Raw genomic sequence first — 12,587 nt, 5'->3', positions numbered from 1 at the left:
ATTTTAATAATTTCGACTTAAGGAATAGGTTTATGAAGCGTATTATTCTTTTAGGGCCACCTGGCGCTGGTAAGGGTACCCAAGCACAAATCATCACCAAGGAATTTAATATTCCACAAATCTCAACAGGTGATATGCTACGTGCCGCTATCAAAGAAGGTACTGAGCTTGGCAAACAAGCCAAAAGTATCATGGATGCCGGTGGACTTGTCTCAGATGATTTAATTATCAACCTAGTTAAAGCCCGTATTGCGCAGCCAGATTGCGCCAATGGCTGTATCTTTGATGGCTTTCCGCGTACTATTCCACAAGCGCAAGCGTTAGCCGATGCAGGCGTACACATCGATAACGTGGTAGAAATTGCCGTACCTGATGAAGACATCGTGTCTCGTCTATCGGGTCGTCGCTCTCATCCTGCTTCAGGTCGCGTGTACCATGTGGTCTATAATCCACCGAAAGTGGAAGGTAAAGATGACGAAACTGGTGAAGAATTGGTTCAGCGTGAGGATGATAAAGAAGATACCATCCGCGATCGTTTAGCGACTTATCATAACCAAACAGAAGCCTTGGTTGGTTTTTATCAAGACTTGGCAAAATCCGGTCAAAACGCGCCTCGCTATGCCAAAATTGATGGTACACAAGCGATTGATAAAGTCAGTGAACAAGTCCTTGCCGAGTTAAAAGCATAATTAAAACCATGATGAAATGCACCATTCATTGGGCTTTTAGGTAAGCTAAATAAAAAAAGCTGAAATTTCGATTTCAGCTTTTTTTATAACTAAATCAGTTTTATAACTAAATCAGTCTCAATAAAAAAGCCAATTCAATGTGAATTGGCTTTTTTAATGCAAAAAACAATTAAGCAGTTTTAAGGGCTTTAATTGCTTTGTTTAAGCGGCTTTTATGACGTGCTGCTTTGTTTTTGTGAATCACGCCTTTGTCAGCAATACGGTCAATCACTGGAACTGCTTTTTTGTAAGCTTCAGTCGCTGCATCGTAGTTTTTATCTTCAACGGCTTTTACCACATGTTTGATGAAAGTACGAACCATAGAACGTTGTGATGCTTTTAATTGACGACGTTTAACGTTTTGACGAGCGCGTTTGCGAGCTTGTGCAGAATTTGCCACGTAAATCTCCTTGGATTTGCAATATAAATCGATCTGTTAGTAAGTGAGCAGCCATTCGCTTATTACAGACACGGGTAGTTAGGGTTGCTTGAATCCTTGAATCACTAGACACGGAAACACAATTAACGATATCAAGCGGATTTAAAGCCCGCTATTTTAGCAAACTCACGCTACAATAACAACTTACTTCGGCAGATTATTCAGCGTATTTCGTCTATTGACCAAAAAACTATCGCGCAATGCCCATCAATGCTGAAAAAAACGTATTTGTAGGTGAAAGTTTTGATTATCTGTGATTAAATAAAATGACATTAAAAACTCATAAAAATATTCATACTGAGGTCATTGTTTTATGCAGCGCACAGCATTAATCATCGGTGCAACCGGCTTGGTAGGCAATTCATTACTCACTCAACTTGGCAGTTTGTATCAAAAAGTCATTATTATTGCGCGCTCTCAGCCAAAAGGGTTGAGTGATTCGATGCATTTTTACCAGCTCAAAGATTTTAATCAAATGCATGAATTTGTGTCTGCGCTGTCGATAGGTAAAGACACCGATGCTTTTAGCTGTCTGGGTACCACCATTAAGGAAGCGGGTAGTGAAGCCGCCTTTCGACAAATCGATTTTACCTATAATGTCGAATTTGCCAAAGCCTGCAAACAAAAAGGCGTAGAGCGGTTTTTTTTGTTATCGGCGATGGGCGCCAATGCTGACAGTCGCTTTTTTTATAACCGTGTCAAAGGTGAGCTTGAGACTGCGATTGGTAATTTAGGCTTTCAAGAATTGGCAATTTTTCGTCCCTCTTTACTGCTTGGCAAACACGATGATCGTAAACTTGAAACCATCGCGCAGACGGCGTACAAACTCATCAAACCTATCGTACCCAAAAAACTGCCTGTCCGTCCCATAGAAGCCGATAGGGTGGCGATGGCAATGGCGCTGGTGAGCAACAATTGGCACATCAAACATACTTATGAAAAATCTGCTAATCGCGTCGATACCGCCAAGAAAACCCAAGTTATCAGTAACGGTGAAATGCTAGCGATGACGCGGTTTAGAAACTAACCTTCCCAAAAAAACCATTGACTTAAGGAACGATGATGAGCGACATGACGTTACAAAATTTTATTACCTGCGATTTATTAGATGATAATCCAGAATGTCAGGTTTGTGCACCCAACATGGAAGGCAAACGCTTTTTTAGTTATGGCGGTAATACAAAATTTGGCGGTGAAGTGGTAACCATCAAATGCTTTGAAGACAATAGCCGGGTTAAAGAGCTGTTAGCCACGCATGGCAAAGATGATAAAGGTAATGGCAAAGTTTTGGTGGTAGACGGTGGGGCGTCAATGCGCTGTGCTTTGCTGGGTGATATGATTGCACAAAATGCGGTTGATAATGGCTGGGCTGGGGTGATTGTGTATGGCTGTGTGCGAGACGTAGATGATATGGGCAAAATGCCAATTGGCGTACAAGCGCTCGGCGCTATTCCCCGCAAATCTAATCGCAAGGGTATGGGCGATGTGGGTGTGACGCTCAATTTTGGCGGAATAACGATAAATAATGGCGACTTTGTGTATGCGGATAATAACGGTATCATTCTTAGTCAAAAATCACTAATCGACTAGGGACATGATAATGAAAAATCTGTTTAAAATCGCCGTGGTTAGCAGTGGTTTATGAACTTTGCTATATCGATAATACCCCACGTTAAAAGCTTTCAAGATTTAATATAACATCCGCTAAATTTGGCTGATTTTTTGCTTTAAATCAGCCTCAAAAACCCCCACAATAACGTCATTATTTTTCGCCTTTTTAACTCAAAAGACTTATAACCAAAAGACCGATAACAATGACGAATGTTACACACTCACTGTCTCATCTTTCCTTTCGCCTCAACCAATCTCTGTTTGACAATGCTAAGCATGACAAAAAATGGCTGGGCAATTTACAAGGCATGACCCAAGCCTTATGGCTTGCCAGCCTCACCACCAGTGATAGCGGTCAGCAAAACCGACTTAAAGTCGTCGTGACCCGTGACCAAAATCAGCTCAATCAGCTTGAAACAGAGTTGGCATTTAGTGGGGTCGATGCCCATGTGTTTCCCGACTGGGAAACGCTTACCTATGACGAGTTGTCACCGCACCATGACATTGTCTCTGAGCGGATTCATTTGCTTACCCATATGCCAACTGATGGTATTTTACTGATTTCGGTGCAGACCTTAATGCACCGCGTTGCTCCTGCATCATGGCTATTGGGTCAACACTTTGATTTGTCAGTGGGTGACACCTTTGATGTGGCAACCGAACGTCGAAAACTGGCAACCGCGGGCTATCATGCGGTAGATAATGTCTTTGAGCCTGGGGAATTTGCTGTGCGTGGAAGCGTGATTGATTTGTTTGCCATTGGTCAGCCATTCCCAGTCCGCATTGATTTATTTGATGATGAGATTGAGAGCATCCGTTTTTTTAACCCGCAAACCCAGCGTAGCTTGACCCAAGCGGATTTGGACGAATTAAAAGACAGTGACCCCCATCAATATGTCAAGTTTATGAATAGTCAAAAAAAATCGGGTGAAACCATCGGTAAAATCACCAGTTTTCAGATTTTACCCGCGCGAGAATTTCCCCTAGATGAAGGTAAAGAAACGTTTCGCGCCAATTTTGCCCGCACCTTTGCCAACACATCTGCCCGCCGTTTTGAGCTGTTTAACGATGTGATGAACGGTATTGCACCCGCGGGGGTGGAGTATTATCAGCCATTATTTTTTGACACGGATAGTTGGCAAAATGGCTCGGATTTTTTTAGTTATTTGCCCAAAGATAGCTTGTTTATCGTCGATAATCAAATAGAGACGGCTTACCAAAATTTTTGGCAACAAATCCAAACTCGCTACAATGACCGCAGGCACGATATCGAAAAACCGATTGTGGCACCGCAAGATTTGTATCTGGCAGCGCATATCTTTAACGAAAAAATTGCCCAATATCCTCGCATTATCACCAGCGAACAGCCAATTGATGACACCAGAGCAGGGGCAATCAATGCTGTGGTTGACACACCACCTGATTTAACCGTTGACCATAAACTTGCTGAACCACTACAAAGACTGATGGCATTTCGTAAGCAATTTGCTAAACCGATATTATTGGTCGCCGAAACTGCGGGTCGCCGTGAGATTTTATCGGAGCTGTTGCAAAAACGCTTTAATTTACAAAGTGTTTCAGGATTGACCGACTTTCTTGCAAACATGGATGAGGCGCATAGCACTACGATTGCCTTGACCATTGCACCGATTGAACGAGGTGCGTTACTCCCCGATAAGTTTGCGATTGTCTCAGAAACCCAGTTGTTTGGACGGCAGGTGTTACAGACTCGCCGCCGTCGCCAAAGCGATGTGTCTGATGAATTTTTGGTTAAATCGGTCAGTGAGCTTAATATCGGCGACCCTGTGGTGCATATTGATTTTGGCATTGGGCGTTATCAAGGCTTGATTACCCTAGAGATTGATAGACAACTGCAAGAGTTCATCCATCTTACCTATGCAGATGATGCCAGTGTGTATGTGCCTGTGGCGAATCTGCAGCTTATCAGCCGTTATGCGGGTGGCGACTCAGCAACAGCACCGCTTCATACCATAGGTAGCGGTAAATGGGATAAAGCCAAAGCCAAGGCACTCAGCCAAATTCATGATGTGGCGGCGGAACTGCTCAACGTGCAAGCCCGCCGTGATGCCAAAGTGGGCATTAACTTCCCAATTGACCAAATCCAATATGACTTATTTGCCAGTCAATTTGCGTTTGAAGAAACGCCCGACCAAGCCAATGCCATTGAAGCGGTTAAGTTTGATATGAAGCAAAATAAACCCATGGATAGGCTGGTGTGCGGTGATGTCGGTTTTGGTAAAACTGAAGTGGCAATGCGTGCCGCTTTTATTGCGGTGCAAGCAGGGTATCAAGTGGCAGTGCTAGTACCGACGACGCTGCTTGCTGGGCAACACGAAGACAACTTTTTGGATCGATTTGCTGATTGGCCCATTCGTATTGAGTCGCTTTCTCGGTTTGGCACCAAAAAACAACACGACAAAATTTTAGCAGATTTGGCAAATGGGCAAGTGGATATCGTCATCGGTACCCACCGTATTTTGCAAGAAGATGTCAAGTTTGCCAACTTAGGTCTGATGATTGTCGATGAAGAGCACCGTTTTGGCGTCCGAGATAAAGAGCGTATCAAAGCCATGCAATCGGATGTTGACGTACTATCGATGACCGCAACACCCATTCCGCGCACGCTGAACATGGCGTTATCGGGTATGCGAAACATGTCGATTATCGCCACGCCCCCGGCAAGGCGGTTGGCAATTAAAACCTTTGTTATGCAAAAGTCTGATAACTTACTCAAAGAAGCGATTTTGCGTGAATTATTACGTGGCGGACAGGTGTTTTTACTGCATAACGATGTGGCGAGCATTGAGCGCATGGCAGAAACCGTGCGAGAGCTTGTGCCCGAATCTCGGGTGGCAGTGGCTCACGGTCAGATGAAAGAACGAGAGCTTGAGCAAATCATGCAATCGTTTTACCACAAAAGACACAATGTGCTGGTGTGTACTACTATTATCGAAACGGGCATTGATATCCCCAATGCCAACACCATTATCATCAACCGTGCCGATAAATTCGGGCTAGCCCAGCTTCACCAACTGCGCGGTCGAGTCGGGCGTAGTCACCACCAAGCCTATTGTTATCTGCTTGTGCCGTCTATTAAAGGCTTGACCAGCGACGCCCAAAAGCGGCTTGATGCCATCAGCCGTGCTAACACATTGGGGGCAGGCTTTATGCTTGCCAGTGAAGACCTTGAGATTCGTGGGGCGGGTGAGCTGCTGGGCAAAAACCAAAGCGGCAATATGCAAGCGGTTGGTTTTAACCTGTATATGGATATGCTAAACCGTGCCACCAAAGCCATCAAAGCAGGCAAACAACCTGATTTAAACACCCCATTATCGCTAACCAGTGACATTAATCTGCATTTGTCGGCACTCATTCCTGAAGATTATCTGGGTGATGTGCATCAGCGGCTATTGTTTTATAAAAAAATCGCCAATGCTGAAGACTATGACAGCCTAATTAGCATTCGCAGCGAAATGCTAGACCGTTTTGGCAGTTTGCCGGAGCCGACCAAAAATTTATTTGCCATTCACCAAATCCGTTTAATGGCTGAAGCGCTGGAGATAAGTAAGATTGATGGCAATGAGCGGCAAGTCACCTTTGAGTTTTCACCCAGCACCCCTGTGGAAGCCATTACCATTATTGGGCTTATTCAGTCGAATCCGAAAAAATTTAAAATGAATGGCGCGACAGGGCTAAAAATGATGGATGACAAAGCCCTTGCCACACCAGAAGGGCGGATTGACGCGGTGAAGAATCTCATAGAGAAATTATCTTTAAAAGCGTGATGATGACCTGATAATAAATAATTATTGGCTCATCATAAGCGTGTTATAGCGAAAAAGAAGATTTAGAAAATGATGGAAAATCAATTACCTAATGGCGAACGCCTAATTGAAGAACCTACCTATCCCGAAGACTGGGAATGTTGCAACAACAGCTGCGAAGAATTGTGCGTGTATGAAATTTACCGCGTCCAAAAACAAGCCTATGACGAACAGCAACAACGACTCAAAAGCGTGCCTAAAACTACTTACGACACCGACAAACCTTCATGGTAGAGGGAGTATTCTTCAATAAAAGTAATTTTTTGTAAATTCATATTCCTGTTACAGGAATTTCATGTTACTGTCATCAAACTCACGTTAAATATCATGACGTTATGAAGTTGCATTGATAACGTAAAATAGTAAGTAAACAACTAAAAAATGGCAAAAGCCTTAAAATTAATAAAAAATCCACCACTATGGGATATTGGATAAAGAAGGATAGGAGTAAAAAATGTTAGATATGTTAAATGAAGCGTTTGAATATGAAACCGATATCATCTATCTTGACGAAGGCGATGATGCGGTAGAAATGTAAACTGCAAGTTAAGCGTAAAACATAAAAATTCGCAACTGATAACCTCTTAATATACCGATTAAGAGGTTTGTTTTTTTTGGGCAATATAAATGAATGATTACTGACTAGTGATTATGACTGGTACTGGCAGGCATCGCCATCTCATGGTGCTTATCTTTCATATCCTGCATATTATGCATGTCGTGATTCATGTTATGGCTCATATTAAGGTTCATAGGCATACTAGTCGGCATGGTAGTCGAAGCTGTCATAGAAGCAAGATTAGACGCAGAATGATTCATTGTCGACATATCATGGTGCATACTCGTCTCATTCATGGTATGACTGGCATGACTGTGTGTACCATGGTTATGATTATGGTGCATCATCATCGGAATAAAAATCACCGCAAGCCCAGACAACATCATAATCACCCCATTAATTTGGCGAAGACGAAAATTTTTAATACTTGACTGTAACATCCCCACAGTTTTTTGCGTGGCAATCAACATCGGCATCGTACCCAGTCCAAATACAAACATCAGAGCCGCCCCTGTAGCGATGTTATTGCCAGCAATCGCCATCATGAGCGCACCATACACCAATCCACACGGCAAAAACCCCCAAAGCAGGCCAGCAAACAAAGCTTTACCAAAGCTATCAATCGGAAACACTTTTTTGCGTAGCGGGGCAAGCGATTGCCAAAAGCGCATCCCGAACTTTTCTAACTGATTAAACAGCGGTAACCCAAGCATCGCAAGCCCAATCAACACCAATACCGCACCCAGTACTATTCTTGGCGCACTATTGCTCATAATAGACTGAAAGATTGCCACCCCAACAAGACTGGCAATCAATCCAAGCAATGAATAACTGATGAGGCGTCCCAAATGATACGTCAAAATCAAGCCATTTTTTTTGCTATCAGATACATGCTGCATAGACAGCCCAAACGCCGTCACAATGCCACCGCACATACCCAGACAGTGCGGTGAGCCAAACAGCCCCATGCTAAACGCTGCCAAAAATAATGCCCATGTCATAAAATGCTCCAAAAAAGTCTAAAAATTTTTGAAAAACGTAAATAAATCAATAGAAAGAAATCAGCAGGAAGAAAGATAACACTAACGCGTTATTTTTGCTCGTCAGTAGGGTCTTGTATTTTTGGGGGGTGAGAAGATGAAGGCTTGGCGGGATTTTGCCCCAATTGTTCGCGGCGAAATTGTCTGTCATCCAAAATGACCCGCTGAGATTCATTGTCCAAATCGTCAAATTGGCGTGATTTGATGGCGTAATAAATTGCAAAAATACCCAATACAAATAGCACTAGACTAATAGGAATCAAAAAATACATGCTTTGCATCGTGCATCCCCATTACTTGGCGTAACAAACGAATTAAGTTAAAAAAACTATTATACGCTTATTTTGCCATAAATAAATGCGGCAAAATGTCGCAGCGTGGCTTGAGTAATTCATGAGTAATTCATGAGTAATCAAAGAGTCATCCAGTAGCCGAATGTATGCTTACAAAACAAACACATGGGTTGCAAATCAAAGCAACTCAGTGATTTGAGTGCGAACAATGAATGCTATAATCATAGTGGGTTAAACATTGAGGTTTAACTTGGTTTTAAAACTCAAAATTCTACAAGGAAATTATGATGTTGATGCCTAAAATCTTTAAGCTTTCAAAGAAACAATTGCTTGCCTTAGGCGCGGCTGTTATGGTGGGCGCATTATTGATGCCAACAGCAAACGCTGCGACAGTGGTCATTGATGTACGTACCCCAGAAGAGTATTCTGTGAATCATCCCGCAGGTGCTATTAATATTCCACACAGTGAATTACTGACCAAAATAATGGCGCAAGGTATTGCAAAATCAGATACCATTAAAGTGTATAGCCGTGGTGGCGGTCGTGCCCAACAAGCCAAATCTGCTTTGCAATCAGCTGGCTACACCAATGTAGAGATTCAAAAATAAGTTATTTATTGGTTGGTTGGCAATCGTATTGGGGTTTTACAAGATCGCGAGCGAATGCTAACAATTCATATAAGGCACGTCTTGAATGCTGCAGGTTCTGATCAAAATGCTGCCAATCATTTGCCTTTGGTAATGGGGCGATACTTGGAATAGTAGCCACGCCATTGATGGCAAACTGCCGTCTTGAGCGGTTCATGTGATACGCATCGGTTACCAAAATTACCTGTTTAACATTGACCATTTCTGCGGTATATTTTGCATTTTGACAGGTGTTAAAGCTGTTTTTTTCTGCCACGACCCACATAATGCCTTTTTTTTGTAGCCATTTTGCCATCCATGGCGCCTCCTTACCACTGACGATGATGGGTAAGCCAGTCTGCTGATACACTTGGCTGGCTTTAATCAATCGACTTTCGGTAAATTGGTTAATCACAATTTCATTTTGCTGATTATTAGTTAATCCGCCACCTAATACCACAATCGCCGTTGCAGGATTGACACTTACCGCCGATTCTGGCAGGCGATAGCAATCTAAGATAAACAATACGATGGTAGAAAATAGGGGTGTAAAAAAACTGAGTGTGATTAAACACCCCGCCAATACAACAATAGTCAAAATCCGTTTGATGGTTGAAAAAAATCGCTCAAGGTAATTAATGAGCTTGGCGAATGCTACCATCAGATTCAATCCAAACCGGTTCAGCTTCCAATTTTATCCCAAATTTCTTAAGTACAGTGTCTTGTATAAATTGCATACTTTTAGCAACATCACGTTGCGTCGCAACTTTTGGCGCATGGTTAGTCAATACTAGGGCTTGTTTTACATGCGTTAAAATCGGTGCAATGCCTTTACCTTTAAGCCCTGATTGGTCAATAAGCCAGCCCGCTGCAACTTTACAGTAATCAGTCAAATTGCCTTGAGCATCTTTGACAGGATAATGCACCAGATTGGGGTAGCTCTGCAGTAACTGGTCAACTTGAGATTTGGCAACGATGGGGTTTTTAAAAAAGCTGCCACAATTGGGCAAGTCATTGGTATCGGGCAGTTTACTTTGACGAATGTCGATGATGGCATTCATAGTATCCACGGGTGTGACTTCATCGCGACCTGCTTGGCTCGCGTAGTGCTGTGCAACTTTTGCCACATCCCCATACTGGGTATTGGGTTTGGCGATTTTACTGAGGGTAAAAATCACGCTAGTAATAAGCCACTGTCCCGCTTGCTGTTTAAACAGGCTGTCACGGTAGCTGAACTGGCAATCAGCGTTGCTTAGATGATGCCATGTTAAACTCGGTATATGAAACGCTTTTACACTGTCTATCACATCTTCAGCTTGTACCCCGTATGCGCCGATGTTTTGCACGGGACTACCACCGACCCAGCTTGGGATTAACGCCAAATTTTCCAGTCCATACCAACCTTGATGGACTGTGTCTACCACTAGCGTATGCCAATCCTCGCCAGCCATCACCTCAAAGGTTATCGTTTGGCTATCTTCAGACAGGATAGTTTTACCTTTAAGACTGGGTGACACGACAACCGCGTCCAACACTTCGGGCAAAATGATATTACTGCCATTGGATAGCACAACAAACGCTTGTTGATGGGCTGCCAGTTGCTTAAAAGTCGGCTCAATATCAGACAGGTCAGTTAGGCGAATGAATTGTTTGGCTTGGCAGGCTAATGCCATAGTATTGTATGCGCTAATATCCACATAGCTAGCATTAGCCTGCACAGGGTTAGGTTCAAAAAAATTGGTCATAAAATATCGTTAATAATCGGCAGAGTTGCTCATCGCCAGTGCAATGACTAGTGCAATGATAAAGTGCTTATTATAACGAAATATGACAGGGAAAATCGGGATTTTTATGACCCCATGACAAGCAATTAAAAACCTTCTTCATCACTGCCAAAATGGTTAATATCCCTAAAACGGCTCAGCTGACGACGCTGTTTTTTATTTGGGCGATGATCGGGGCGGGCAAGATTAGCAAGTTTTTTCTGTTCGGTGAAAAATTCTCGTTGGCTGATACTGGCATCGGTCTCTTGATAAAGCACACTGGCGGCTGTGGCATTGCCGCGCACTTCAGACAGCGCCAGCACCTTGACCGTCTTTTGGGTGTAATGATTGGCTGACCCTTGGCGAATCGTCAATTCATCACCCACCGCTATTTCTTTACTGACCTTGACGCGATTGCCAAAATGGTGGACCCGTCCCGATTCAATCGCTTCCTTGGCTAGGGTGCGAGTTTTATAAAACCTTGCTGCCCATAGCCATTTATCTAAACGCACTTTAATTTTATCAGTTGTACTCAATGACATTTCCTATAACTTAACTCCATGAATAACTTTAGATTAAATGGTTGTTTTTTCAAATCTTTCAATACATCACATCGATATTTCTAACAAGCAACGGGCGTGTCAAAACAAGGCTAATAGTCTATTCATCATGACAGTTATAAAACACTGCTTAAACACTGAACAGTCACACTCATTAGTAAGACTCAGGGTTTTTTAGGCTAATTGATATGGTGAGTGAGCCAAGTCAAAATATCGTCATACACTTGTTGGTGATTAGACTCTAGCAAAATTTCGTGACGCATCGTTGCATATTGCTGCACGCTCACCGAGGCAAAATTATTTTTTTGCAAACGTTTGACAATACGCGGAATGCCTTTTCCCATTTGCCCAACGGGGTCCTCCTTTCCGCTGACAAATAGTAGCGGTAACTGTCGGGGTACTTGTTGATACCAATGCTTATTGGTGCCTGTTTGCATCAACGACATAAGCGCAAAATAGCCATTGTTGGTAAACTGAAAGCCGCAAAGCTTATCATCAAGGTAGGCTTTTACTTGCTTGGGATCTGAATTCAACCAATTAAACCCTTGTAAATCGGGTTCTTTTCTAAAGGGTAGGTTATTAAATTGGTTTAAAATTTTATCCAATACCGGATTGGTGCGGCGCGTGGTAAAGTGATTAAGGTTTTTGGTTACAGGCACAAACAAGTTTGCCAAAGGATTAAAATCGGAGGTACCCATAATTACTGCGCCCGCAAATCGCTCACCATAGCGCTGCAAAATACAGCGAACGATAAATGACCCCATACTGTGACCCAAGATAAAATGGGGGATATCAGGATATTTTTCAGCGATTAACTCTGCATGCGCCATCACATTATCAATCATCAACTCAGCAGGATTGGGGTTACCCATATAGCCTAAGCAACCATTGTCATAGGCTTGCTGTCCATGACCTAAATGGTCAAACGTTAACACCGCAATAGCATGATTTGCCAAAAATTGCGCAAAAGGTTGGTAGCGCCCTTGGTGTTCTGCCATGCCATGCACGATTAGTAACGTAACAACGGGCGTCACCTTAGGCAAATAGAATGTGTAGTTGTTATTCATCGCAAATTTCCTGTGAGTTATTTTATAATTAGGGTAGCATAAAAAAGCCGTCTAAT

The 12,587-nt window shown here is 42.9% G+C and carries 13 protein-coding genes; 6 read left to right on the top strand and 7 right to left on the bottom strand.

Features of this window, described 5'->3' with window-relative positions:
• Positions 1 to 32: 32 nt before the first annotated feature.
• Positions 33 to 689: an adenylate kinase gene (gene adk / locus RT143_RS01105; protein WP_313090563.1), complete on the top strand. Its 657-nt coding sequence runs from the start codon at positions 33 to 35 to the stop codon at positions 687 to 689.
• 169 nt (positions 690 to 858) lie between these two features.
• Here adk and rpsT read toward each other — a convergent pair whose 3' ends face one another.
• A complete protein-coding gene (gene rpsT, locus RT143_RS01100) occupies positions 859 to 1,128 on the bottom strand; it encodes a 30S ribosomal protein S20 (protein ID WP_065263785.1) in 270 nt (89 codons plus the stop codon).
• A gap of 352 nt (positions 1,129 to 1,480) precedes the next feature.
• Here rpsT and RT143_RS01095 point away from each other — a divergent pair, with 352 nt between their 5' ends.
• From RT143_RS01095 to RT143_RS01080, 4 genes are all read left to right on the top strand, one after another.
• Positions 1,481 to 2,194 (top strand): NAD-dependent epimerase/dehydratase family protein, encoded by a 714-nt coding sequence (locus RT143_RS01095; protein ID WP_313090561.1) that lies wholly within the window; start codon positions 1,481 to 1,483, stop codon positions 2,192 to 2,194.
• Between the two features lie 44 nt (positions 2,195 to 2,238).
• Positions 2,239 to 2,757 (top strand): ribonuclease E activity regulator RraA, encoded by a 519-nt coding sequence (gene rraA / locus RT143_RS01090; protein ID WP_313090657.1) that lies wholly within the window; start codon positions 2,239 to 2,241, stop codon positions 2,755 to 2,757.
• A gap of 224 nt (positions 2,758 to 2,981) precedes the next feature.
• On the top strand, positions 2,982 to 6,584 hold the full coding sequence (mfd, locus tag RT143_RS01085) for a transcription-repair coupling factor (RefSeq protein ID WP_313090560.1): 3,603 nt from the start codon (positions 2,982 to 2,984) through the stop codon (positions 6,582 to 6,584).
• Positions 6,585 to 6,653: 69 nt separating this feature from the next.
• Positions 6,654 to 6,857: a hypothetical protein gene (locus RT143_RS01080; protein ID WP_313090558.1), complete on the top strand. Its 204-nt coding sequence runs from the start codon at positions 6,654 to 6,656 to the stop codon at positions 6,855 to 6,857.
• 408 nt (positions 6,858 to 7,265) lie between these two features.
• Here the strand turns inward: RT143_RS01080 and RT143_RS01075 are convergent, their stop codons facing one another.
• Together RT143_RS01075 and ccoS are read right to left on the bottom strand one after the other, a co-directional pair.
• Positions 7,266 to 8,183: a sulfite exporter TauE/SafE family protein gene (locus tag RT143_RS01075; protein WP_313090557.1), complete on the bottom strand. Its 918-nt coding sequence runs from the start codon at positions 8,181 to 8,183 to the stop codon at positions 7,266 to 7,268.
• An 89-nt stretch (positions 8,184 to 8,272) separates the two neighbouring features.
• On the bottom strand, positions 8,273 to 8,503 hold the full coding sequence (ccoS, locus tag RT143_RS01070; protein WP_007117308.1) for a cbb3-type cytochrome oxidase assembly protein CcoS: 231 nt from the start codon (positions 8,501 to 8,503) through the stop codon (positions 8,273 to 8,275).
• A gap of 299 nt (positions 8,504 to 8,802) precedes the next feature.
• On the opposite strand from ccoS, the gene RT143_RS01065 reads away from it, so the two are divergent.
• On the top strand, positions 8,803 to 9,123 hold the full coding sequence (locus RT143_RS01065; RefSeq protein ID WP_313090554.1) for a rhodanese-like domain-containing protein: 321 nt from the start codon (positions 8,803 to 8,805) through the stop codon (positions 9,121 to 9,123).
• Position 9,124: 1 nt separating this feature from the next.
• Here RT143_RS01065 and RT143_RS01060 read toward each other — a convergent pair whose 3' ends face one another.
• The 4 genes from RT143_RS01060 to RT143_RS01045 form a co-directional block, all read right to left on the bottom strand.
• Positions 9,125 to 9,802 carry a YdcF family protein gene (locus tag RT143_RS01060; RefSeq protein WP_313090552.1) on the bottom strand — a complete coding sequence of 226 codons (678 nt, stop codon included), beginning with the start codon at positions 9,800 to 9,802 and terminating at the stop codon, positions 9,125 to 9,127.
• Positions 9,777 to 10,886, bottom strand: coding sequence for a UDP-N-acetylmuramate dehydrogenase (murB, locus tag RT143_RS01055; RefSeq protein WP_313090550.1), 1,110 nt, complete (start codon positions 10,884 to 10,886; stop codon positions 9,777 to 9,779). Before murB ends, RT143_RS01060 begins: the two co-directional genes overlap by 26 nt.
• A gap of 125 nt (positions 10,887 to 11,011) precedes the next feature.
• Positions 11,012 to 11,446, bottom strand: coding sequence for an RNA-binding S4 domain-containing protein (locus RT143_RS01050; RefSeq protein WP_036598052.1), 435 nt, complete (start codon positions 11,444 to 11,446; stop codon positions 11,012 to 11,014).
• Positions 11,447 to 11,643: 197 nt separating this feature from the next.
• Positions 11,644 to 12,531 carry an alpha/beta fold hydrolase gene (locus RT143_RS01045; RefSeq protein ID WP_313090548.1) on the bottom strand — a complete coding sequence of 296 codons (888 nt, stop codon included), beginning with the start codon at positions 12,529 to 12,531 and terminating at the stop codon, positions 11,644 to 11,646.
• Positions 12,532 to 12,587: the final 56 nt, after the last annotated feature.

The organism is Moraxella sp. CTOTU48268 (genome assembly GCF_032069585.1).
Classification (GTDB): domain Bacteria; phylum Pseudomonadota; class Gammaproteobacteria; order Pseudomonadales; family Moraxellaceae; genus Faucicola; species Faucicola cinerea.
This window is presented reverse-complemented; position numbering and strand designations above follow the sequence as displayed.

Excerpts from the sequence above, each read along its gene's own strand:
- adk (WP_313090563.1), top strand. The coding sequence starts at position 33 with ATGAAGCGTATTATTCTTTTAGGGCCACCTGGCGCTGGTAAGGGTACC.
- RT143_RS01095 (WP_313090561.1), top strand. The coding sequence starts at position 1,481 with ATGCAGCGCACAGCATTAATCATCGGTGCAACCGGCTTGGTAGGCAAT.
- rraA (WP_313090657.1), top strand. The coding sequence starts at position 2,239 with ATGACGTTACAAAATTTTATTACCTGCGATTTATTAGATGATAATCCA.
- mfd (WP_313090560.1), top strand. The coding sequence starts at position 2,982 with ATGACGAATGTTACACACTCACTGTCTCATCTTTCCTTTCGCCTCAAC.
- RT143_RS01080 (WP_313090558.1), top strand. The coding sequence starts at position 6,654 with ATGATGGAAAATCAATTACCTAATGGCGAACGCCTAATTGAAGAACCT.
- RT143_RS01075 (WP_313090557.1), bottom strand. The coding sequence starts at position 8,183 with ATGACATGGGCATTATTTTTGGCAGCGTTTAGCATGGGGCTGTTTGGC.
- ccoS (WP_007117308.1), bottom strand. The coding sequence starts at position 8,503 with ATGCAAAGCATGTATTTTTTGATTCCTATTAGTCTAGTGCTATTTGTA.
- RT143_RS01065 (WP_313090554.1), top strand. The coding sequence starts at position 8,803 with ATGTTGATGCCTAAAATCTTTAAGCTTTCAAAGAAACAATTGCTTGCC.
- RT143_RS01060 (WP_313090552.1), bottom strand. The coding sequence starts at position 9,802 with ATGGTAGCATTCGCCAAGCTCATTAATTACCTTGAGCGATTTTTTTCA.
- murB (WP_313090550.1), bottom strand. The coding sequence starts at position 10,886 with ATGACCAATTTTTTTGAACCTAACCCTGTGCAGGCTAATGCTAGCTAT.
- RT143_RS01050 (WP_036598052.1), bottom strand. The coding sequence starts at position 11,446 with ATGTCATTGAGTACAACTGATAAAATTAAAGTGCGTTTAGATAAATGG.
- RT143_RS01045 (WP_313090548.1), bottom strand. The coding sequence starts at position 12,531 with ATGAATAACAACTACACATTCTATTTGCCTAAGGTGACGCCCGTTGTT.